Annotated in this window: 20 protein-coding genes and 1 pseudogene; 16 read left to right on the top strand and 5 right to left on the bottom strand. The window is 58.6% G+C overall.

The features are described 5' to 3' along the window. Positions 1-1,229 precede the first annotated feature (1,229 nt). A pseudogene (locus tag BM216_RS34800) lies at positions 1,230-1,616 on the top strand (IS3 family transposase); the annotation flags it as partial. A 709-nt stretch (positions 1,617-2,325) separates the two neighbouring features. On the opposite strand, the gene repC reads toward BM216_RS34800, so the two are convergent. From repC to repA, 3 genes are all read right to left on the bottom strand, one after another. Continuing rightward, positions 2,326-3,540: a plasmid replication protein RepC gene (gene repC / locus BM216_RS27900; RefSeq protein WP_093002787.1), complete on the bottom strand. Its 1,215-nt coding sequence runs from the start codon at positions 3,538-3,540 to the stop codon at positions 2,326-2,328. A 151-nt stretch (positions 3,541-3,691) separates the two neighbouring features. Further along, positions 3,692-4,669: a plasmid partitioning protein RepB gene (gene repB, locus BM216_RS27895; protein ID WP_093002785.1), complete on the bottom strand. Its 978-nt coding sequence runs from the start codon at positions 4,667-4,669 to the stop codon at positions 3,692-3,694. Between the two features lie 69 nt (positions 4,670-4,738). Next, positions 4,739-5,947: a plasmid partitioning protein RepA gene (gene repA / locus BM216_RS27890; RefSeq protein ID WP_093002783.1), complete on the bottom strand. Its 1,209-nt coding sequence runs from the start codon at positions 5,945-5,947 to the stop codon at positions 4,739-4,741. Positions 5,948-6,331: 384 nt separating this feature from the next. Here repA and BM216_RS27885 point away from each other — a divergent pair, with 384 nt between their 5' ends. The 13 genes from BM216_RS27885 to BM216_RS34245 all read left to right on the top strand — a co-directional run bounded on the left by BM216_RS27885 (position 6,332) and on the right by BM216_RS34245 (position 17,601). After that, positions 6,332-6,955, top strand: a complete 624-nt coding sequence (locus tag BM216_RS27885; protein WP_093002781.1) for an acyl-homoserine-lactone synthase — start codon at positions 6,332-6,334, stop codon at positions 6,953-6,955. Positions 6,956-6,964: 9 nt separating this feature from the next. Further along, positions 6,965-7,927 carry a P-type conjugative transfer ATPase TrbB gene (gene trbB / locus BM216_RS27880; RefSeq protein ID WP_093002779.1) on the top strand — a complete coding sequence of 321 codons (963 nt, stop codon included), beginning with the start codon at positions 6,965-6,967 and terminating at the stop codon, positions 7,925-7,927. Further along, entirely contained in the window at positions 7,917-8,282 is a 366-nt protein-coding gene (locus BM216_RS27875) for a TrbC/VirB2 family protein (protein ID WP_093002778.1), read from the top strand. The genes trbB and BM216_RS27875 overlap by 11 nt, the downstream gene beginning before the upstream one ends. A 1-nt stretch (position 8,283) precedes the next feature. Beyond that, entirely contained in the window at positions 8,284-8,583 is a 300-nt protein-coding gene (locus BM216_RS27870; RefSeq protein ID WP_093002776.1) for a conjugal transfer protein TrbD, read from the top strand. 10 nt (positions 8,584-8,593) lie between these two features. Further along, entirely contained in the window at positions 8,594-11,044 is a 2,451-nt protein-coding gene (locus BM216_RS27865; protein WP_093002774.1) for a conjugal transfer protein TrbE, read from the top strand. Then, positions 11,037-11,819 carry a P-type conjugative transfer protein TrbJ gene (gene trbJ / locus BM216_RS27860; RefSeq protein WP_244530372.1) on the top strand — a complete coding sequence of 261 codons (783 nt, stop codon included), beginning with the start codon at positions 11,037-11,039 and terminating at the stop codon, positions 11,817-11,819. The genes BM216_RS27865 and trbJ overlap by 8 nt, the downstream gene beginning before the upstream one ends. Further along, on the top strand, positions 11,819-12,991 hold the full coding sequence (trbL, locus tag BM216_RS27855; protein ID WP_093002967.1) for a P-type conjugative transfer protein TrbL: 1,173 nt from the start codon (positions 11,819-11,821) through the stop codon (positions 12,989-12,991). Before trbJ ends, trbL begins: the two co-directional genes overlap by 1 nt. 18 nt (positions 12,992-13,009) lie before the next feature. Further along, a complete protein-coding gene (locus BM216_RS27850) occupies positions 13,010-13,672 on the top strand; it encodes a conjugal transfer protein TrbF (protein WP_093002770.1) in 663 nt (220 codons plus the stop codon). Between the two features lie 14 nt (positions 13,673-13,686). Beyond that, positions 13,687-14,487: a P-type conjugative transfer protein TrbG gene (trbG, locus tag BM216_RS27845; RefSeq protein WP_093002769.1), complete on the top strand. Its 801-nt coding sequence runs from the start codon at positions 13,687-13,689 to the stop codon at positions 14,485-14,487. Between the two features lie 3 nt (positions 14,488-14,490). Then, entirely contained in the window at positions 14,491-14,922 is a 432-nt protein-coding gene (locus BM216_RS27840; RefSeq protein ID WP_093002767.1) for a hypothetical protein, read from the top strand. Between the two features lie 8 nt (positions 14,923-14,930). After that, positions 14,931-16,220 carry an IncP-type conjugal transfer protein TrbI gene (gene trbI / locus BM216_RS27835; RefSeq protein WP_093002765.1) on the top strand — a complete coding sequence of 430 codons (1,290 nt, stop codon included), beginning with the start codon at positions 14,931-14,933 and terminating at the stop codon, positions 16,218-16,220. Between the two features lie 55 nt (positions 16,221-16,275). Next, positions 16,276-16,995, top strand: a complete 720-nt coding sequence (locus BM216_RS27830; RefSeq protein WP_093002763.1) for an autoinducer binding domain-containing protein — start codon at positions 16,276-16,278, stop codon at positions 16,993-16,995. A gap of 450 nt (positions 16,996-17,445) precedes the next feature. Beyond that, complete coding sequence (locus tag BM216_RS34245) at positions 17,446-17,601, top strand: hypothetical protein (RefSeq protein WP_177230945.1); 156 nt, start codon at positions 17,446-17,448, stop codon at positions 17,599-17,601. 627 nt (positions 17,602-18,228) lie between these two features. Here BM216_RS34245 and BM216_RS27820 read toward each other — a convergent pair. Both BM216_RS27820 and BM216_RS33715 read right to left on the bottom strand, forming a co-directional pair. Continuing rightward, a complete protein-coding gene (locus BM216_RS27820) occupies positions 18,229-18,474 on the bottom strand; it encodes a hypothetical protein (protein WP_093002759.1) in 246 nt (81 codons plus the stop codon). 930 nt (positions 18,475-19,404) lie between these two features. Further along, positions 19,405-19,665, bottom strand: a complete 261-nt coding sequence (locus BM216_RS33715; protein ID WP_143102880.1) for a hypothetical protein — start codon at positions 19,663-19,665, stop codon at positions 19,405-19,407. An 832-nt stretch (positions 19,666-20,497) separates the two neighbouring features. Between BM216_RS33715 and BM216_RS27815 the strand changes: the two genes are divergently transcribed. Together BM216_RS27815 and BM216_RS27810 are read left to right on the top strand one after the other, a co-directional pair. Continuing rightward, positions 20,498-20,947 (top strand): DUF3597 domain-containing protein, encoded by a 450-nt coding sequence (locus BM216_RS27815; RefSeq protein WP_093002757.1) that lies wholly within the window; start codon positions 20,498-20,500, stop codon positions 20,945-20,947. 53 nt (positions 20,948-21,000) lie between these two features. Beyond that, the coding region (locus tag BM216_RS27810) for an IS66-like element accessory protein TnpA (RefSeq protein ID WP_143102879.1) at positions 21,001-21,254 on the top strand (254 nt) is incomplete at its 3' end.

Here is a 21,254-nt window from a genome sequence, read left to right as displayed (position 1 = left end):
TCTCTGGAAGCAACGGGCTGGTCGGATGACGAGGCCCCTCATTGCTGAGAGCAAGAGGAGAGAAGGGGAGGGACTATCCGCTAACCGGTCGAGCTGCGCTGCGCTTTTTGTTATGGTAATCAAGGCTTCAAACTCATTTCAATGTGCTTCGCTTAATCGCGGGGTCGGCGCCGATTACAGTCCTGCAGCACCGAAGTCACACTATCGCGCCGGATCGATAACGACTCTCCGATAGTCGAGCGACAGCGTCCTTCTCTTAGCCCTTCGCCTCGGTACCGCCGTTTAGGCGATTTGCTTCCGGGCTTGCGATCCTTTGTCAGTAAGTTTGCATTTAGGCCGCGCAAAGCGTTCGTCGGTTTTCATCAACCGGCATCACGGGCTCCGAAGATCGTCTCAAGACCTATTCTTTCGGGAGCGCCTGAAGGAGAGCCGAGTAAGAGTTTTTATCAGGATGACGTGACACCTCTTCATTGTGACCGTACCGATCGCGTTTGACGTTGCATGCTTCAACACCCAGCAATCGCGCCCGTTCTCGAAAAGGCGTATTTCGGAAAAAAGAAACCCGCCGAGGCGGGCTTGAAGTTGGGGAGATAAGGCACGCCGAAAGATATCGCCGCCAACGCCGGGTGCGACGCCTCAGTAAGGCGCAACTGGGAGGCGACACGGCGACATGCCACCCGAACAATACGGTAACGATAAAGTTGCACCCCTTACGAAAATTCTTCCGGCGGACGAACTCGTGCCGACTGTCCCGGACAGCTTTCTCCCAAGATTTTAGTGCAAACCGCTAGACCGGAACGAGCGACGATCTGTTTGACGAGCGAGATTGTGGCTCGGGAATGCGCTATAGCAGGTTCGATGAACAACTCGCCTTTTCAGGCGAAGTGAGACACTAACCACCTGAAGGTGCGGACGAAAACTTGGAATAACAGGAGATAGTTCATGTACTCGTACGAAGACCGCATGAGGGCCGTGAAGCTCTATATCAAGCTCGGCAAGCGGGCGAATCCGATTGTGTCCCATGAAGTGGTGTAGCTGGATTTCATAGCCATCGGTGATTTCCGGTAGGGTCGGGTTGCTTAGAGCCAACCTGAGGGACACCACCGATGACCGACGACATGATGAACCTGCGCTCACTCGTTGAGAAGAGCGCCGACGCCGATTTGCTGCGCGAGATGACCGGCTTTGCTGCCGAGAAGCTGATGGCGCTGGAGGCTGCATCCATGACACGCCGTCGCAAATTATCACCAACTGCCAGCCGAGACGAACTTGAGCGTGAACTTGAAGCACTGCGCAGTGATGTGAAGCGCCTTCAACTCGAACATGATTTGCTTACGAAGGCGAACGAACTCGTAAAAAAAGATCTGGGCATCGATCTGCGGCTTCTGGGAAACCGGGAAAAGACACTGCTGCTTGATGCCCTGCGAGACACATATCCATTAGCCGAACTTCTCATCCGGCTTGAGTTCGCCTGCAGCTCCTATTTTACGACAGCCGACGACTCCATGCAGCAGCTGCATTCCTACATCCGGTGGTACAATCAGCATCGCGTAAAGCTCTCACTCGGCGGCTTTAGCCCCGCCGAATACCGCCGAAACCTCGCAACTGCAGCATAGCAGTCCAAGAATTTGTCCGCCCCTACTAGGGGTCAAATCCTCACTTCGCTTGACAACTGGGGGGCAAGCTACTCCGGGCGCTAGTTAACTTGCGTTTTGTCGGTGATCCGGACTGCCTCGCCGAGGCCTCACTTCAGTTACAACGCTCGGCCTATCTCTGACCATCCCTCTCCATGTTCTAGATAGCCAACGCGGCAATAGAGGAGTGAGGGGTTAAAAATTGAAATGCATCCAGATATGTAGACAATCTAGTATCAGGGTCTTGAATGACAGCCTTGTCGGGAGACCCAGTCATGAACTTTTCGACCTCCTCCGTGCGCTGAGGGGAACGGCTTCGAGGCCTTCTGGTTCAAGGGCTATGATGCGAGCGGGGGCCGGGATCCCGGCGTGAGAGTCAGTGGTCAGGAGGCTCCAGATACCGGGTCGTCATCGAAGTTGCCGACGACCCGGAAAGTTCTCGTCCATCGATAGGGCAGGGGTGCCTCGGCGGCGTCCGCACGAGGCAAGTTCATCAGACGCTGTTTTTCCTGTTTACCCGATTCTCGATGCATGAAAAGATGGTTTTTCGAGACATCGCGGCGGATAAAAATCGGCTGACCAGCCGCACAGCTATTCGACAATAGGTTAGTCTTTCGACAGACACAGGGTAGTGAGCGAGAAGAGCGGTGAGCTGGCAAGCTCGCCCGGTCTTCTCAGTGACATCGTGACATCACGCTCGTTGTGCCCGGGATGGTCCCTGGTTCCGCGTCAGCGCCATTAACATCGGACCGAGCGAGAACTCGCCCCGCTCGGCTTTCGACGTCAGATTACGCAGATATGCCCCGGCCGAGTTTATATGTGCGGAACGCTCGAGCATGCAGGCGATTGTGGCGGCTGCGCTCTCCCCGCCCATGACCTCGCAGGCTGTCTGATAGGCGGACGGACTGACGCCAAGCATTGATCGGACAACCACGGCTGCGGCCATGAGCTCGCGCCAGGTCTCAATTCGTCCGCCTGGCCCGTAGTCGATAATGGTTGGGCAAGCCCGCAGAACCAACCCGAGGGGGAAGATCTTTATCGGCTCGCGCTGTCGGTCAATTGTGGAGCTCGATTTTGCGTCCTGCTCTTTTTCAGAGCTAGGTTCAAGTTCATTGATGTGTTCGGATTTTGAATTCTGTACGTGCTGCTCAGTTTGAGCATCATTGGTGCTCGAATTCTCTGTTTTATTGAAGAGATCCAGCTGGTTGATGACCTCCTGACGCAGAAGCGTCATCTCGTCGAGTGCGGCCGTCATATCCACGCGCGATGTTGAGCGCGGGATTTTCCGTACGATGTCGAGGTAGACGGCCTCCACCTGATCCCAATTGCCCGGAGCGCCTTCATCTATGGCTGCGGAAATCAGCTTTCGGACATCCCTTCGGCAAATGGTGAAGTCTTCCCTGACACGCCGAAGCTCTGCCCGCTCCGCGACCACCAGCTGCGCCATTGCCGCCAGTTCCTCGGCCCGGTCGAGAAGTGGAGAGAGATCGAAGCCGAACGCCTGTTCGATCTTGCCGCTCTTGTCCTTGCGCGCATAGCGCTTGCCATTGGCGCTGTCGTTACGAACGATCAGACCAGCCTCGACGAGGATTGCAAGATGTCGCCGCAGCGTCGCTCCCGCGATGCCGTGCGCCCGCAGGGCCAGCTGGGCATTTGAAGGAAAAACGACAAGTCTCGCTTCGGCACGCAGCTCCGGTTCAGGGTAGAATGTCAATAAGGCATCAAGCACAGCCAGGCTACGATCCTGGATCTGCAAACGCTCACGCGCTTCCGAGGCATCGCGGAACACTTTCCACTTGTCGATGGCCTTGCCAGGCGGGATTTCGCCGGCACCCAACTGCCGTTTCACCAGCGCGAGCTTTACCGATCGCCGCCCGAAGGGCGTCGTCACATGTCCAGCCTGCATCTCTTTCACCTTCCAATAGGCAAAAGAAATTCGCCCACCAAAAGCGGTGCCAAAACTCTTGACTGAGATTCGAGGAAATGCGATTCTCTAGCTGCTTACACCGAGAAGGGCTTCCACGACGGCAACGTTGGGGGGCCTTTTTCTTTTGCGGTTATTTCCCTTCAGTTTCGAATGACGTCAGAAATTCAGCGTGCAGTCGCTCAAGGTTCTCGGCAACATAACGGCCGAACCGCGCCGCATCACCGGATTTCAGCGATATCGAATAGTTTCTTCCAGAGCCCTTGAACTCCGCGCGTACGGAATTGTCCGACGCGACCCAGGTGGCCTTCGGGGCAGCCGTCTCGAATTTTTTCACCGGCCTCGATTTGTCGTTCAGGCTCCGAAACAAGGCAATGAACCGATCGTCGGATCCGAGTGTGAGGAAGTGATCACGAGATACAAGGTCACGGACGGTATCGAGGTTGTTCCCTTTGCCGACAAGCAAGGACAGCTCGATCCAGCGCTCTCTTCCGATTCCGGGTGCCGCACCGACAGCGGCGATGACGTCCTGCGGAATGCGCTCCGTGACGGAGATCATTTTCGAGACGGCCGCCTTGTTCGAGGCAAGCGCGGTAGAAATGATATCCCTTCCATAACCTCGTCGGTCAAGTTGCATAGCGAACAAGGCGCGTTCAACAAAAGAGAGGTTCGCGCGGGCGGAGTTTTCCTGTCCCTGCGCAATAACATGCGAGCGATCGTCGATCTGGCGGACAACAGCCCTGACAGATCGCCCAAGCTCACGCGCTACTCTCAGGCGACGGTGACCGAAAACGACCTGGTAGCGACCTTCTGCATCGGCGTGAGGCCGCACGAGGATCGGACTGTCCTGCCCGTGTTCACGGATAGCCGAAAGCAATTCCTCAAAATCATCGCCGTCGTGACGCAGGCGATCCTGAATGAAGGAAGCGTCGATCAGCGATGGATCAAGATCGACGACCGCCTGGCCCTCCAGAAATTTATCGGCCTGCTGGGCAAGATCGCCGAGCGACCGAACGAGCGATCTGCCAGCACCGCGCATGGGATAAACTGTAGATGAGCCTGTCTCTTCCGGCAGGTCCGCCAGTCCTTCGAGTAGGTTCTTCCGTGCCATCTTATTGCTCCGATGGGCGTCAAGCCGATTGAATTCTCGTTTTCAAAGCCACGTCTCGCCAACCGACAATCAGCGTCCCCAGGTTTGCCTGATCAAGTCTGCGATTTCGGCATTAACTGAATCCAGGGACTCGATTGCGCGGTCATAGGTGCTACGGTTCATCGAAGACCGTTCCACCTCGTACATCGTCTGCTTCGTGATCCCTGCGTCGGAAATCGCTGTCGATTTGACCATCTGGTTCTTCAACATCGACTCGTTGAACATCGTCGCCATGAATCCGACCATCTGCGCCTGGGGAACGTCGGTGGGTTCATATCGGGTAATGAGATATCGGTACCAGGAGAGGTTCACCTCGGCACCCGCGGCCCGGATCGGCTTTAGGATGCCGCCGAGCATGAGCAGAAACTGCCCCATCGACATGACATCCAGCATCTGCGGATGGATGGTGATCAGCACGCTCGTCGCAGCAGTCAATGCTGTGAGGGTCAGGTAGCCGAGCTGCGGCGGACAATCGATGACCACGACATCATACCGTTCGTCGACCTCGGCCAATGCCCTCGATATGCGGGTGAAGAACTTTTTGCCTTCATTCGATCGCTTGTCTGCCATGACCAACGGCGTGTCATACTCGTATTCCTGCAAATCGAGATTGGCCGGAATGATATCGAGCCCCGGGAAATTGGTAGACCGGATCACGTCGGAAATAGGTTTGCGCTCATCGTCATATCGGATCGCCTCGTAGATCGAAGGAACCTGATCGAGCTCGGGTTGGAAACCGTGCAGAGACGAAAGTGAGGCCTGGGGGTCGAGATCAATGGCGAGCACACGGTGGCCGGTCAGGGCGAGATATTGCGCGAGGTGGGCGGCTGTCGTTGTCTTGCCTGATCCACCCTTGAAGTTGACGACTGCCAGGACCTGGAGTTTCTCGCCGGGGCGCCGGCGGGGAACGTAGATGCGACTGTCCGATCGTCCGTGGACGTCAAGATACTCTCTCAGTTCCAGCATCTGTTCGGCGGTATAGGAACGGCGGCCTGTGGATGAAGTCTGGGGAGAAGGGCCTTTGCCTTCGAGGTGCAGCTTCTTTAGGGTGCTCTGTGAAACACCGACATATGACGCAACTTCGCCCAGGCTGAAACTGCGCAGGTTCTTGCGCGCATTCGGCGGAAAGCGTTGAACGCTCAGGAGGTGCAGCTTTTTTGAAATCAGATCGCCCTGCTCGAGTATCTGATCTTCAAAATGCATCGATGTTCCCGCCGAAGGCATCGATTTAGCGTTCATGTCGGACAATCTTTCAGATAACGGTTTTCAGGCCAATACGGCCCAATAATCGTCATTATGTCCGATTCCCTCCCTTCGGCAAGAGAAATAGGGTGAACTGAACGTTAAATATCCGCGCCGCTGCTTTCATCGCTCAACCGGTCATACCGTAATTTGTTACATGTATTCATAAGCTTATGGTTTTTTTTGCGCCGCCTCGGCGCGGATGTTGCGGTTCCGTTCCCTTGAGATTTCTGAGTGGGAAAACGTCTTACTTCGCGAAATCGCAGCGAGTTTCGCCGGCGCCGGGCGCGACTCACTCTCCTAACCTGCAGTTTTCTCCGGATTTCCAGAGCAACTGTCAGATGCTCTACTCCGCCTGACTCGAGTGGAGAGGAGACCCCTATGAAGGCACTCGCAGTATCCCGTCAGGGTGGAGAGGAAGAACGACGACTGATCCATGCCCAACATGGTTTGCGGGCAAGGGTTTTTTCAGGTCGTCTCGGATGGAGCGTAACGGTTGCAGACGGAATCGAGGCGGACGCATTTGACTGCTTCAGTCCGACCTACATTCTGGCAGTTCTCGACACGGGTGTGCTTGCCGGATGCGCAAGGCTGCTGCCGGCAACCGGACCGACCATGCTGGAGACGGTCTTTTCTCAACTGCTCCCGCCCACCGGTCTTCCCGCACACCAGGGAATGGTGGAGAGCTCCCGATTTTGCGTTGATACGAGCATCACGGCGAGTGAGCCGGGCCAGACCTTCAGCGAAGCCACGCTGACCTTGTTAGCCGCCATTCTGGAATGGTGTCTTTATCACCATTACACGCAGATCGTAACGGTCACCGATCTGCGCTTCGAGCGCATTCTGTCCCGCGTCGGCTGGCGGTTCGACCGTCTCGCCGCCCCCTGTCGCATCGGTGTGACAGATGCGATTGCAGGCATCCTACCCGTTGATTGCGCCACGTTCCTCAGACTCCGTCCACAAGGCTATCGATCAGAAATTTTATCGTCTTGCGGGGCTGCGTGAACCATGGCGATGAGCGATCTAAAATCCCACCCTCGTCTCATCCGCAAGTTACAGCAGGCCTTTGGCAATCTGCTTTGCGACGCCCTTGATGACCCTGCGGTCGTCGAGATCATGCTGAACCCAGACGGCCGATTGTTTATCGAGCGTGTCGGGTCCCGCATGACTGAGGCGGGGGCGCTCGCCCCCCACGATGCGGAGACAATCATCGGTTCGGTCGCGCATGCGCTATGCCTGGAGATCGACGTCGACCGCCCCATTGTGTCCGGAGAGCTTCCCTTGGGCGGGCATCGGTTCGAGGGGCTTTTGCCACCAATCGTCGCGGCGGCGTCCTTCACGGTAAGAAGACGCGCTGCAAGGCTGATCCCGCTGTCCGACTACGTCAGCGGCGGCATCATGAGTGGCTTTCAGGCGGCGGCGATCAAAAAGGCGGTCGCGGATCGGAGAAACATCATCGTTTCAGGCGGAACCGGTTCCGGCAAAACTACGCTTGCAAACGCTATCATTGCCGAAATTGTCGCGAGCGCACCCGACGATCGCCTGGTGATCCTGGAGGACACGGCCGAGATTCGCTGCATGGCAGCCAACGCCGTCATGCTTCACACCTGCGGTGATATCGACATGCGCCGGCTCTTGATGAGCACAATGCGGTTGCGGCCGGACCGGATCGTGGTTGGCGAGGTCCGGGATGGCGCCGCCCTGACGCTGCTGAAGGCCTGGAACACCGGTCATCCGGGGGGCGTGGCCACCATCCATTCGAACACGGCGATGTCAGCGCTACGCCGGCTCGAACAATTGACGGCCGAGGCGAGCCAGCAGCCGATGCGCGAAGTGATTGCTGAGGCCGTCGATCTTGTCGTGTCGATCGAGCGCACTTCGCAGGGACGCGTAGTGAGGGACCTGCTGCATGTCGATGCGCTTGTCGCAGATCAATATGTCACCATCATCGAAGAGGAGCCTCAGCATGTCGCGTGATGTGATTTGGTCAGGCTCGACGCTTGTCGGCATTCTTCTTGCCTCGCTCACGCCGGCCCGCGCGAGTTCTGGCGGTTCACTGCCGTGGGAGGGGCCGCTCGAACAGATCCAACAGTCGATCACGGGGCCGGTTGCCGGTTACATTGCACTTGCCGCGGTGGCAATCGCCGGCGGCATGCTGATTTTTGGCGGCGAGCTGAACGACTTCGCCCGACGTCTCGTCTACGTCGTGCTTGTCGCCGGCGTTCTTCTGGGTGCGACAACGATCGTCGGATTGTTCGGGGCAACGGGTGCCACGATCGGTCTTCCACTCTCAGTCAGCGTCGACAAGCTCGGCGCGAGAGGTGAGGGGTGAAATGCCTGAGCCTCAATCCCGCCTCCATCGCAATCGCATCCACCGCGCTCTGTCACGGCCCAATTTGCTGTTCGGCGCCGATCGCGAGCTTGTTCTTGTCATCGGGCTAGCATCCGCCATCCTCGTCTTCGTCGTCCTGACGATCTATGCAGCGCTGTTCGGCGCGCTCCTCTGGGTGTTCTCCGTCGGTTGCCTGCGAATGATGGCGAAGGCTGATCCGTTCCTGCGGCCCGTCTACCTCCGATATATCGCCTATCGGCCGCATTACCGCTCCACCACGTCGCCCTTCCGACGATATTGAGGATCAGGCCATGGTCGCACTCAAGCGCTTCCGCACCAGCGGTCCATCCTTCGCCGATCTGGTCCCATATGCGGGGCTCGTCGACAACGGTATCCTGCTCCTGAAGGACGGCTCGCTGATGGCGGCCTGGTATTTTGCCGGCCCTGACACCGAAAGCGCGACGGACAACGAGCGAAACGAGCTCGCACGCCAAGTCAACGCCGTCCTGTCCAGGCTCGGATCGGGCTGGATCATCCAGGTGGAGGCCATCCGCGTGGCGACCACGGACTATCCTTCGGTGGAACGGTCGTACTTTCCAGATGTGGTGACGCAGGCGATCGACGCTGAACGGCGCGCCCATTTCGAGCGCGAGACGGGGCATTTCGAAAGCAGACACGCAATCGTCCTAACCTACAGAGCCCCGCAGGGCAGGCCCTCGAAACTGGGTAAATACATTTACGCTGACGAGACGAGCCGCAGGCTCTCGCATGCCGATACGGCGCTGTTTGTCTTTCGGAATGCGATCCGCGAGATCGAACAGTACCTCGCCAGTATCCTCTCGATCCGCCGGATGCAGACGATCGAAGTGACCGACAGGAGAGGGCGGATAAACCGCTACGATGAACTAATGCAGCTTATCCGCTTCTGTATCTGTGGCGAAAACCACCCCGTCCGGCTCCCCGACATTCCGATGTATCTCGACTGGGTCGCGACCGCCGAACTCGAACATGGCCTGACGCCGAAGGTGGACAACCGTTATCTGGCGGTGGTCGCGATCGATGGTCTGCCGGCGGAGAGCTGGCCCGGTATCCTCAACAGTCTCGACTTGATGCCGTTTGCCTATCGCTGGTCGTCGCGTTTCATCTTTCTCGATGCAGAAGAGGCGCGAAAACGCCTCGAGCGGACCCGGAAGAAATGGCAGCAGCGTGTGCGGCCCTTCTTTGACCAGTTGTTCCAGACGCAGTCTGGATCAGTCGACCAAGACGCGATGACGATGGTGGGAGAAACCGAGGATGCGATCGCACAGGCGTCGTCGAAACTCGTCGCCTATGGCTTTTACACGCCGGTGATCGTACTTTTCGACGATAAAAGCGAGATGCTGCAGGAGAAAGCCGAGGCGGTCAGGCGCCTGGTTCAGGCGGAAGGTTTCGGCGCGCGGATCGAGACATTGAACAGTACCGACGCCTATCTCGGCAGCCTGCCGGGAAACTGGTACTGCAATGTTCGCGAGCCGCTGATCAATACAGCAAACCTCTCCGACCTGATGCCTCTGAATTCGGTCTGGTCCGGCGAAGCGGCGGCACCTTGCCCCTTCTATCCGCCGAACGCGCCGCCCCTGATGCAGGTCGCCAGCGGCTCCACCCCGTTTCGCCTCAACCTGCATGTCGATGACGTCGGCCATACGCTCATCTTCGGCCCGACCGGATCGGGCAAGTCGACACTTCTCGCGCTCATCGCCGCGCAGTTCCGCCGCTACGAATCTTCCCAGATATTCGTCTTTGACAAGGGACGCTCGCTGCTCCCGCTGACGCTTGCGTCCGACGGAGATCATTACGAGATCGGAAGTGACGGAGAGGAGGCCAAGCCACAGCTGGCTTTCTGCCCGCTTGAGGATCTGACCGGCGAGGAAGATCGCGCCTGGGCATGCGACTGGATCGAAATGCTTGTGGCGCTACAAGGCGTCACCGTCAAACCCGATCATCGCAACGCGATCTCGCGGCAGGTCGCGCTGATGGCCATGTCCAATGCGCGATCCCTGTCCGACTTCGTGTCCGGCGTGCAGTTGCGTGATATCAAGGATGCCTTGCATCACTACACGATCGACGGCCCAATGGGACACCTGCTCGACGCCGAACAGGACTGGTTGGAGCTTCGATCGCTGCAAACGTTCGAGATCGAGCAATTGATGAATATGGGAGAGCGTACGCTCGTGCCCATTCTCACCTATCTCTTCAGACGGATCGAGAAACGTCTCGACGGCTCACCGAGCCTGATCATTCTCGATGAGGCCTGGCTGATGCTGGGCCATCCGGTCTTTCGCGAAAAGATCCGCGAATGGCTGAAGGTCCTGCGCAAGGCCAATTGCGCCGTAGTGCTTGCAACCCAGTCGATCTCGGACGCCGAGCGGTCTGGCATCGTTGATGTCCTGAAAGAGTCCTGCCCGACGAAGATCTACCTTCCGAATGGCGCCGCGCGGGAGGCGGGAACGCGGGATTTCTATGAGAGGCTGGGCCTTAATGAACGTCAGATCGACATCATCGCGACGGCGATCCCGAAGCGCGAATATTACGTTGCCACGCCAGCCGGCCGTCGGCTGTTCGACATGGCTCTTGGGCCAATCGCCCTGAGTTTCGCTGGCGCCTCGGGCAAGTCGGACATCAAGCAGGTGCGGGGCCTTTACCGAAAACACGGCCGCGACTGGCCACGATTCTGGCTTCGATCGAGAGGAGTGTCGGATGATCTTCCATCAATGGATGCTTAGGGGCGGAACGATCGCATGGGCCGCCCTGATCGGCTATCATGGGATCGGTAGCGCGCATGCCGGTACCGCGACAGGCGCTGCGACGGAATGGACGCAGCTTCTCAACAACAGCGAGCTTGTGTCCCTGGTCGGCCAGTCCGGCGAGCAGATACGCAACCAGATCACGCAGATCACCCAGCTGGCGGAGCAGATAAAGAACCAGCTCAACATCTACCAAAACATGCTGCAGAACACGGCAAAGCTGCCGGCCCATATCTGGGGCGAGATCGAGGGTGACCTCAAAAGGTTGCGCAGCATTGTTGAACAGGGCCAAGGCATCGCGTTTTCCATGGGAAATGCGGACGATCTCCTCAAGGCGCGGTTCAAAAGCTATGCGGCGCTGAAGACTGACCTCGCGGACGGCAAGAGCTACTCCGAAATCTATCAGACGTGGTCGGACACCAATCGCGACACAATTTCCGGAACCCTGAGGGCCGCGAGCCTGACGGCCGAACAGTTCGACAGCGAGGAAGACACGATGCGCCAGTTGCGCGCCATGTCGCAGTCCTCCGACGGCCAGATGAAGGCGCTGCAGGTCGGCCACGAGATCGCCGCCGAGCAGATCGGGCAGATGCAGAAGCTGCGAGGTCTGATCTCGCAGCAGGTGACGATGACAGGGACCTGGCTCCAGGCTGAGCAATCCGACAAGGACCTCGCACAGGCAAGGCGAGAGCGCTTTTTTCGCCCGACAATGCCGCCGACCTCGGGCGGGGAGAGGATGAAGATCGAATGGTGATGTCTTCCCGAACCTTAAAGCCCGCTCTTATCACCGCGCTCACCCTCCTCATTCTGGCAGAGCCGTCTCTGGCGCAGGAAGGGTCGCTCCTGACATCGATCCAGCAGCAGCTCACCACCGCCGCCAAAGGCTGGGAGACGACGGTGATGGAGGCGGCCAGATCCCTGTTCTGGATCCTCGCCACAATCGAGATCGGTGTCGCCGCCGTGTGGTTGGCGCTGCAAGCGGCCTCGCTCGAAAGCTGGTTTTCCGAACTGGTGCGCCGGATCATGTTCATCGGATTCTTTGCCTTTGTACTGACCGAAGGGCCGCAATTCGCAAAAGCTGTCGTCGACAGCCTTTTTGCGATCGGCGCGCGCAGCGGCACGGCTTCACCGGCGGACATCTTCAACTCCGGCATGACGGTTGCGGCCAGGATGTCGGAGAAGATCCAGTTCGGCGTTTTTGAGGATAATGCGCTCGCACTTTCGGCTGCGCTTGCCATGATCGTCGCGGTGATTTGCTTCTCGCTCGTCGCGGCGATCTTCGTCTCGGTCATGGTCGAGATGTATGTCGGGCTCCTGGCGGGGATGATCATGCTGGGGATGGGTGGCTCGTCTCATACGAAGGATTTCGCCGTTCGCTACCTGGTCTATGCCTTCTCGGTCGGCCTGAAGCTCATGGCGTTGGTGATGATTGCCCGCATTGGCTCAGAGGTGCTGGTCGGGCTCGCCAACGAACCGACGATCGGCGACGAATATCAAAAGCCGCTCGCGATCGCCGGCATTGCCGTGGTCGTCTTCATCATTGCAATCTACGTCCCCAATATCATGCAGGGTGTGGTGCAGGGCTCCTCGGTGACAGGCGGTATGGAGAGCATCCGTCATGGGAGCCAGGCGGCATCTTTTGCCGCCGGCCTGAGCTCGCTCGGCATGGCTGCCATGAGGGCAGAATCCGCTGCATATCAGTCCGCCCGGGCCGCCGGGTCGTCCGCTGCCGGAGCTGTTCTGAAGGGAATGACGGAGGGCGCGATCGCAGGCGGCAGGGCCGCCGGGTTGGCGGCAAGGGAAAAAGCGATCGGTTCGCCCGGCGCCTATGCCGGCTCGCTGCTCGGCCTTGCCAATGCCAAGCTCGACAAGGGCGATCGCAGCAGCGGTCCATCGCCTCTTCCGCCCACGCCGAAATCCCCGTGACCGAGAACGGAACGAACGATGACAGCCAAACGCGCTCCGGAAAACCCCTACCTTGCCGCGAGACTGGAATGGTCGGAGCGGTATGGATCCTACGTGAAGGCAGCGGCCGCCTGGCGGCTTGTCGGGATGATCGCGCTGCTGATCGCTCTCGTCGGGTTCGCCTACGCGCTTTACCAGAGCACACAGGTCAAGCTTGTCCCTTACATCGTCGAGGTCGACAAACTGGGCAACACGGTGTCCGGCGGCTTTCCGCAGCAGATCGAATATGCCGACGCCCGCGTCGTGCGCGCCACGCTCGGCAACTTCATCGCTGCCTTCCGCGGGATCACACCGGATGCTGTCGTCCAGAAACAGTATATCGATCGGACCTATGCACTCCTGAGAAGCTCGGACCCATCGACGCAGAAAGTCAACGACTGGTTTCGGTCGAACTCGCCCTTCGAAAAGGCAAAGAGCGCAACGGTCTCGGTCGAGGTCAACAATATCGTTGCCATCTCCAACCAGGCCTACCAGCTCGACTGGACGGAATACGAGCGTGATCGCAAGGGCAAGGAAACCGCAACGCGGCGTTTCAGGGGGATTGCGACGGTAACGATGACCGAGCCGCAGGACGAGGCGATTATCCGTCTCAACCCTATCGGTCTCTACATCCGCGACTTCGACTGGACGGCACAGCTTTGACGGAGAGAAGGGCCATGAAGACACTAAAACCGGCTGCGGCAATCCTCCTTGCGACCATCGCTGCTGCGGATGCCCAGGAGATGACCAACAAGGAGGAGAAGGGGGCTGCCTTGTCCCGCAACTGGAGAAGCACGGCGGGCGTCGTCACCCGCGGTCCGGACGGTAAGGTGATATTTCTCTTCGGCGAGACCCAACCCTCGGTCGTCTGCTCGCCGCTCCAGGTTTGCGACATCGAACTAGAGGGCGGGGAGATCGTGCGCGATGTGCTCGTCGGCGACACGGTCCGTTGGAAGGTCGAGCCGGCCACCTCTGGAGCTGCGGGCGGACAGGCGATTCATCTCATCGTCAAGCCGTCGGAACCGGGCCTCGTCACATCCATGGTCGTAACGACATCGCGGCGTACATACCATATCCAGCTCAAGTCTCATCCGAGCCAATATATGGCCCGCGTCGGCTTCGATTATCCGGGAGACATTTCCTCCAGGCTTGCCGACATCAATACACGCATGGAGATCGGCAGCGTAGAAGGTCACGCCCCGGAAAATCTCAGTTTTGCCTATTCGCTTTCCGGCAATGCGCCGTGGAAACCGAAAAGGGTCTATAGCGACGGAGAGAAGACCTACATCCAGTTCCCGCGATCCCTGCGGGGCCAGGATGCTCCTGTCCTGTTTGTCGTGTCGGGCGGCCAGAACCGCATCGTCAACTACCGGCTGAAGCAGGAAATGATGGTGGTCGACTATGCGATCGAGCGTGCAATTCTCGTCTCCGGCGTTGGCTGGCATCGCCAGAAGATCACGATCAGACGGGGAGGATAACCGATGCAGACGCGCATCGTCGTAATTGCCTTGACACTCGTCCTTGCCGCCTCCGGCTGCCAGACATCCGGCGGCGCACCCGATGACGGAATGACCCTGACCGGACTGTCCCCGGCCGCGGCGAGCGCGATCGCCGGTGATCTGTCGGCGCGGCTTGCCGAACAGGCCCCGCCGACAGACACCGTCATCGAGCTGACATCAGATCGGGCGGAGTTCGGTGTCGCACTCGAGGCAGCATTGAAGGGGTGGGGCTATCGGGTCAATCCCGATCTTCCCGCCAAGAAAGCGGTAAAGCTGGATTATGCGATCGGTCAGAGTGACGGGGGCATTCTCGCCTCGGTCGCGATGCCATCGGTCGTCCTTTCGCGGACCTATCTGGCATCGGCATCTGGTGCCGCTCCTGAAGGTCCGCTTTCCGTTCTGCGGCGGGATTGAGGCAGACGATGGCGCAATCGCTTCAGCTTTCACCTCATCCATCGGAAGATCAGGGCGGCATGCGTCGGCTCAACCGACTCCCGATCGTAATTGCCATCGTCGTTGTCCTGCTGTTCCTCGGTGTTGTCGTGGCAGGCCTGTCCTGGCGTGGCCTGGCACTTCATCGGCTGTCCGGAGAGGGGAAAGGATCAGCGGACCCCGCGACCTCCTTTGCCGAAAAACTTAAGCGGGGAATAGGAGATGGGATCATCGGCGATCCGGAACAGCGCGAAGCGTTCCAGCCCGCACCGCCTGAGCCTCCTCATCATGACGTGGAGAACGGGCCGCCGATCGACAAGACGACCGATGCCCCGCCAATGAACCGGCCAAGCGAGGTCTCGCCTGAGGACTGGAAGGATCGTCTGCAGCGGGAAGGGGAGGAGCAATATCTGCGCGAGCGCAATAGGCAACGAATGGCGCGCCTCCAGGCACAGGCGACGGCACTCGATTCTCCCCTGACGGTCGACCTGGCGGAGATTTCCCGTAGCGGATCTCCGGTTGCTGACTACCGGCAGGCAAGAACCGCAAACCCCGGCGCTTCGGATCTGGCAAGTGCTTTGCGCACAGCGCGGCTGGGACAGGAAACCGATCCGAATGACCAGGCCGGCAAAGAGGATTTCTTCAACCAGGATATCAAGGAACTCGGCTATTTGCCCAACCAGGTCGTACCCCAAATGTCAGCCTTCGAACTGAAACGCGGCTCGATCATACCGGCAACGATGATCACGGGCATAAACTCGGATCTCCCCGGCCGCATCGGCGCGCAGATCAGCCAAAATGTCTATGACAGCGCGACGGGGAAACACCTCCTCGTTCCGCAGGGTGCAAGGCTTTTCGGGCGTTACGATTCCAAGGTCTCGTTCGGGCAGGAGCGCGTCCTTGTGGTCTGGACGGACCTGATCCTGCCGAATGGAACGACCTTGCAGCTTGGAGCCATGTCCGGAACCGATGGAGAGGGATATGGTGGCTTCGGCGACAAGGTCGACCGGCATCTGTGGCGAAGTTTCGGGTCCGCAGCACTGATCGCCCTTATTGGCACGGGGATCGACGCATCCCTTCCGGAAAGCTCGACCCTTGCAAACCAGGCCACCGCGTCCGACGCGGCCCGGCGGAATTTCGCCGAAAGCTTCGGGCGGGTCGCCGAACAGACGATATCGAAGGGGCTGAATGTCCAGCCGACGATAAAAATCCGCCCAGGATACAGGTTCAACGTCCTCGTCGATCAGGACATCATCTTTCCCGGCCCCTATTCGCAGTAAAGGGTCGAGGCCGCGTGAAGGCGGCGCAGCCGGCGAGCCGAAAAGGGAGTTAGGCATGAGACTGTGGTTTGAACGACTGATCGAACAGTTCAAGTTCGTCGAAGATGAGACTACGGCCCGGCGCGTCCTGCACGAACTGACGCGTCAGGCCGGGTTCGATCAGTTTGCCTATGCCCGGGTCCAGGACAACACCCTGTCGGTGATCTCCGACTATCATCAGGCCTGGCAGGAACGATATTTCAAAAAAGGCTACCTAGCGGTCGACCCGGTCATGGTGGGTATTCGACATCGCCGCCAGGCGTTTGCTTGGTCCAACAAGCCTGCTGGCCGAACGGGACGGCAAACGCCCGAGAGCAGAGCGAGGCAGTTGTTTTTCGAGGAAGCGGACGGGTTTGGCATTCGCTCCGGTGTGTCGATCCCAGTCGCTGCAGGATTCGGCAATACCGCCGTGCTGACCCTGGCATCTCATGATAGCGACTATGCCGAGCGCTGGGTTGTTGACCCTGTGATTGCGGCCTCAGCCGTCGGGCATATCTGTGCCCGACTCGACACTACGGCGATGACGACGAGGCCCATTCGGCCTGTAAAACTTTCCACCAACGAGCTGACTTGCCTTCGGTGGGCAACCGAAGGCAAGTCGTTGAAGGTGATCGCCATTCTGGAGAATACCACCTACGCGAACGTGCGTTACTTCTTGAGGAATGCAAAGCGTGAGCTTAATGCTCAGACGTTGACACAGGCAGGCAAGATCGCAACCCAATTGAGGCTGCTGTGATCGCAGGATCCGATTCCGATGAGCTCGTTCCTGACACCCGTCGCGTCGGGTTCGTGAGCTTGCCCACATGGACTCGGAGACGTATGATAATACCTCTTGCGTTTGCGCTTTTCGGCTGCGCATAGTCACGGCGTGCCCTCTACGCCGCCGCAAGCGGGCACGCCGTGGACGATGGCTGTGTACCGTAGGGCGGTAGAGTCATCGTCCACTCACCTCGTGCCGCAGATGACGGGTTTACCCCCGGATGCCTGGATCCTCCGCAGAAGGCGAAACCGGGTTGCCTTTCGCCGCCCCGGAGGTCCGCGCGGAGCCAACTGGATCACCGTCGCCCCCCAAGGCGCTATGAAAATTTGTCCATGTTTCCGAGCGAGCCTAGCGTAGATCTCGTTATTCTTATACACGATAGACGCGGCCCTGCTCAGGGAGCTCGTAGCCACGAGGATCACTCCCATGACAGAAATGGACGCTCTCAGGCGGATGCTTGAGACGCTGCGGCAAATCAAGGTCAAACCAGAGATGAGTGAGAGCGAGCGGAAAGCGAAGGTGTGCGCTGTCGTCGGGCTGCTGAAGGTCGCTGGCAGCGAGCCGCCTCGTCGCTCTCAATAAATAGGAGAGCCCTGCGCGGAGTAAGTTCAACACACGGGAAGGATTGGTCAGGGTGCGAGGCAGATCGTCTGGAGGCCATCCCATCACGCAGGCAGCGACCGTACGACCGTACCAGAGGAGCGGACATAGGATGCCGCGCCGTTGCTCACCAGAGAAGTGTGGGTGACGCCGCTGCTCGCTCTCGATCCTCTTTGTATACGTGATCTGTGATAGTCCCGATCGGCATTCCTCCTGCCAGCCGCCCCTTTTAGAACACCGCGCTGTCCGGCAGGAACCGAACCTGCCTTCCCCTATCCGTGCTGGTGTATGGAGAGAAAAGGGTTCGGAACCTGTCACCTCCCCGCCGGTTATCGATGGATGAAGCAGCTTGTGCGCCGACCCAACCTATTCACCCTGATCTTCACGATAGGCTTGTGCCTATGCGTTTACGGCATACAGACATGGATGACAGACCGTTTCGGTGACACCGATACAAAAAGCAGCATCGTGGATCCGCCGCATTGATTGCCCACGGACGAATGTTTTCGGGCATATGGCTTGAAGCGTCGGTCACTCGGCCAGGTCGAAAATGGAAGTCGTGTTTGACGATGAGAAGACGCCTTCCCAGCATGCCTGGCGCTACCGGTACTATCGACGCTTCCCGCTCGCGTCCAGCGACCACCGGATTTGCATCGCGCAAGCTTGCGCAAAAACCTGGGTTACCGGAGATCTCTCGAACACGCTGGCATCCGTCAATTGTAAGGCCGTCATCTCGTTATCGGAAACCACGCACAGACCGGCCAGGTGCGGGGTGCACGCCAGTACCATGAACAGACGCTGCGCTGTAAAGCTCTTGTCGGTCGCCTGTCGATCCTCATGAAAAACCAGCAGCACCGTTCATCTCTCTGCATCGCCTGTTCGAGGAAAGATCGCTGTCCGGCGACGCATGGACCGAATGCTATCGACTGCCGCGCAGTGCACTTTTCGCCCCGGCCGTTCAAACGAAAGGGTACCTTCAGCCCTCGGTCAGTCGCACAAAGGACCACATTGCGCCGTCAGGATCGTTCGAAGAAATGATGTGCGGGAGCTGTGAAAGTATCCCTGAAATCGCTTAAGGCCCGGCACGCTCGCTACGAACTCAACAAGATGAGGCTCGTGTTTCCTTGCGGCGTCGAGACATAGTCCGTGTAACACCCCAAGCTCTACCGAGCGTCTGGGCGTGAAGTCGCGCGCTGTCGTGGTTATTTTTATTACAAGAGCGACGAGTTCGTCGGGCGCTGTCATCGGAAACCATCCTATCGAGCCAATGCTGCACATATTAGGACGATTATAACGACCACGACAACAAGCGCACACCTTCAGCCAAGGCCGACGGCAGCCACCACCGCCGCGATGACGGTCACGAGGGCGGTGTTAAGTCCGATGTAGAAAATCAATTCATGTGATCTATTTGGTTCATGACGCATCTTTACTTCCTCCCAAGTAACAACCTGGGGGAAGAGGAAATGTTCCCTCAAACAACTGGTGCGGTAGACTTGAAGACCTGGCCGTTTCGCCAGGCCCCGCGATAACGAGCCTCTGATGTGGTGTGAACAGGCTTGCTGGTCCAGGAGGCGATATGACAGCGCTCGCGATTGCGGACGTGCCATGCTGCCGAGCGACAGACGCACCCGCGATGCATCACTTCGCCGTAACGTCGCGTCTCGCACCCGCCAGAACAGGTATCCATAACGATGATTGTCACTCAGACACCCCGGTGCAGCACAATCGTCGGGGCGTTCCGGTAGCCGCCGCCGGAAGAATCAAAGTGTTTCTCGGTTTGACTTACTTATCTATTGAAGACGACTGGTCGGTCGGGATCGCAGACGAGCCCAGCTGAACATGGCGTCCGCGCTCGTCCATATGGCGATCGAGCGCGCCGATCAGGTCATCCGCCCGATGGCAATCTGCGCCGAATGCCTTGAGCATTATGCCCACAGCTTCTCCACCCAAAGGGCTCTTTGGATCGACTGAATTTGCCGCGCACCACGCAAGATGGGCATCTCTGATCGTGTTCAATTGATCAACGTTGAAAATGGTCGACATGGTCGTATTTGCCTCCTGCAACGATTGCTGCGCGCAGCAATGCATCCGTTTCGTTCGTGACCGGCGGTGTCAGCGCGATGACAGCAAGCGGTGTCTCCCGCGGTCCGGCTCCGCAGCAGCGACGTTCTTGTTACACCTGACGCAGACGCGGCGCGACCTCGCCCGGACAAGCGCTCTCGATCACAGTGCCAGCCTTTTCATTCGTGTCAGGACGAATTGCAGCAGAGATAGTCTTATTGGCGCGATTTCAAGCTTGCCAAACGCGGGGCTGCCTCGAAAAATTCACGCGTTTCATCGGGCGTCGCCCGACCGTCCACCGCTTTCAGATGCGGGCACCCGCCGCAGCAAAGTCCGTTCCTGACGTCAGGCCAATCCATTCTAAAGGAAATTACAGGCTTCCAACGGGCCTGAAACGAGTTTGCCTCTGGCGAGGAGCGGCTGTTCCAGACGATGTTTTGCATCGCATGCTCCTTATGACCTGCACCGGCCTTGCCGCCGGCGTGCACTAACAACAAGAAAAGCAGCAAGTTCCCGGACCGGCAAGTGGTCGATCGCATGAACTCGCACAGCCTCGCGGCTGATCAGGGAGGGGCGACGGACACCATGTCGGGGCCGTACTGACGAAAAACAAGCGCCATGCCGCGAGCATTGGTCCGCACAGCCGATCAGGTGCCGGCGCCGGTTCTGCGGCACTCGGGTTCGCACCGGGGAAATAGGCCCTAGGGACCACATTTGTTGGTCGCGCCGGAAAAATGCATCATCTGGCTTAACCCTCGGAACAGAGAGCACCAAGGAGTGTTGTTCATCGCACACCAATTACGAGGAGAATAACGTGAGCATATTTACCAGGATCAAGGACGCTATCTTTGGCGAGGCCCATGCGTCTCCTGCATCCCCGACCGCAGCGGAACCAACGCCAGCACCGTCGTCGATACCTGAGCCTGCTGCGACGACTGCGCCTCCCGTCGGGGGCACTGGCCAGGCTGTCCCTGCAACCGCTGGAGCGTCCGCATCGACATCGTCGAGCCCTTCGACCGTTTCAAGCCGCACGGTGGAGGTTGCGCCGGTTCTCGACGCGGCAGTTGCCCGAAGCGGTCAGAAGCTTGACTGGAAGCATTCCATCGTCGACCTCATGAAGGCTCTTGGAATGGATGCCAGCCTTACCGAACGCAAGGAACTGGCAGAAGAGCTGGGCTATAGCGGCGAGCTCAATGGCTCTGCGGAAATGAACACCTGGCTTCATAAGGCACTTCGTAAGCGCGAATTTCTGCGCACCTTCTGAAGCGCTGTACTCTCAGGCATGAGGTGTCCACCAAAATAAGTGGACACCAAAACATGGATGAAGATGCTCCTAAACTGAAGGTACGGCTTGTTGGTCGCGACGGCCGCCGTCGATATGATCCTGCTTCGCGTGATCGGCTCGTTGCAGCGTGTTTAGAACCCGGCGTTTCGGTCTCTCGACTTGCGCGGGAACAGGGCGTGAATGCCAATCTCGTACGCAAGTGGATAAAGAAGGCCCTGGAGCAGCGTCCTTCGCAATCGGTCGCGGCCTTCGTTCCAGTCCAGATTGCTCCAGCTATGCGGCCGGG

It is taken from the genome of Rhizobium sp. NFR07, assembly GCF_900111905.1.
In the GTDB taxonomy this organism is placed as follows: Bacteria; Pseudomonadota; Alphaproteobacteria; order Rhizobiales; family Rhizobiaceae; genus Neorhizobium.
Note: the sequence above shows the minus strand (reverse complement) of the source record. Positions and strands in the feature narration are given on the sequence as shown.

Bases quoted from the DNA above. Each gene is read 5' to 3' on its own strand.
- trbJ (WP_244530372.1), top strand. From the start codon at position 11,037: ATGCTTAGGGGCGGAACGATCGCATGGGCCGCCCTGATCGGCTATCAT.
- trbL (WP_093002967.1), top strand. From the start codon at position 11,819: ATGTCTTCCCGAACCTTAAAGCCCGCTCTTATCACCGCGCTCACCCTC.
- trbB (WP_093002779.1), top strand. From the start codon at position 6,965: ATGAGCGATCTAAAATCCCACCCTCGTCTCATCCGCAAGTTACAGCAG.
- BM216_RS33715 (WP_143102880.1), bottom strand. From the start codon at position 19,665: ATGTCGACCATTTTCAACGTTGATCAATTGAACACGATCAGAGATGCC.
- BM216_RS27850 (WP_093002770.1), top strand. From the start codon at position 13,010: ATGACAGCCAAACGCGCTCCGGAAAACCCCTACCTTGCCGCGAGACTG.
- BM216_RS27885 (WP_093002781.1), top strand. From the start codon at position 6,332: ATGAAGGCACTCGCAGTATCCCGTCAGGGTGGAGAGGAAGAACGACGA.
- trbI (WP_093002765.1), top strand. From the start codon at position 14,931: ATGGCGCAATCGCTTCAGCTTTCACCTCATCCATCGGAAGATCAGGGC.
- BM216_RS27875 (WP_093002778.1), top strand. From the start codon at position 7,917: ATGTCGCGTGATGTGATTTGGTCAGGCTCGACGCTTGTCGGCATTCTT.
- repA (WP_093002783.1), bottom strand. From the start codon at position 5,947: ATGAACGCTAAATCGATGCCTTCGGCGGGAACATCGATGCATTTTGAA.
- BM216_RS27840 (WP_093002767.1), top strand. From the start codon at position 14,491: ATGCAGACGCGCATCGTCGTAATTGCCTTGACACTCGTCCTTGCCGCC.
- repC (WP_093002787.1), bottom strand. From the start codon at position 3,540: ATGCAGGCTGGACATGTGACGACGCCCTTCGGGCGGCGATCGGTAAAG.
- repB (WP_093002785.1), bottom strand. From the start codon at position 4,669: ATGGCACGGAAGAACCTACTCGAAGGACTGGCGGACCTGCCGGAAGAG.
- BM216_RS34245 (WP_177230945.1), top strand. From the start codon at position 17,446: ATGACAGAAATGGACGCTCTCAGGCGGATGCTTGAGACGCTGCGGCAA.
- BM216_RS27870 (WP_093002776.1), top strand. From the start codon at position 8,284: ATGCCTGAGCCTCAATCCCGCCTCCATCGCAATCGCATCCACCGCGCT.
- BM216_RS27865 (WP_093002774.1), top strand. From the start codon at position 8,594: ATGGTCGCACTCAAGCGCTTCCGCACCAGCGGTCCATCCTTCGCCGAT.
- BM216_RS27830 (WP_093002763.1), top strand. From the start codon at position 16,276: ATGAGACTGTGGTTTGAACGACTGATCGAACAGTTCAAGTTCGTCGAA.
- trbG (WP_093002769.1), top strand. From the start codon at position 13,687: ATGAAGACACTAAAACCGGCTGCGGCAATCCTCCTTGCGACCATCGCT.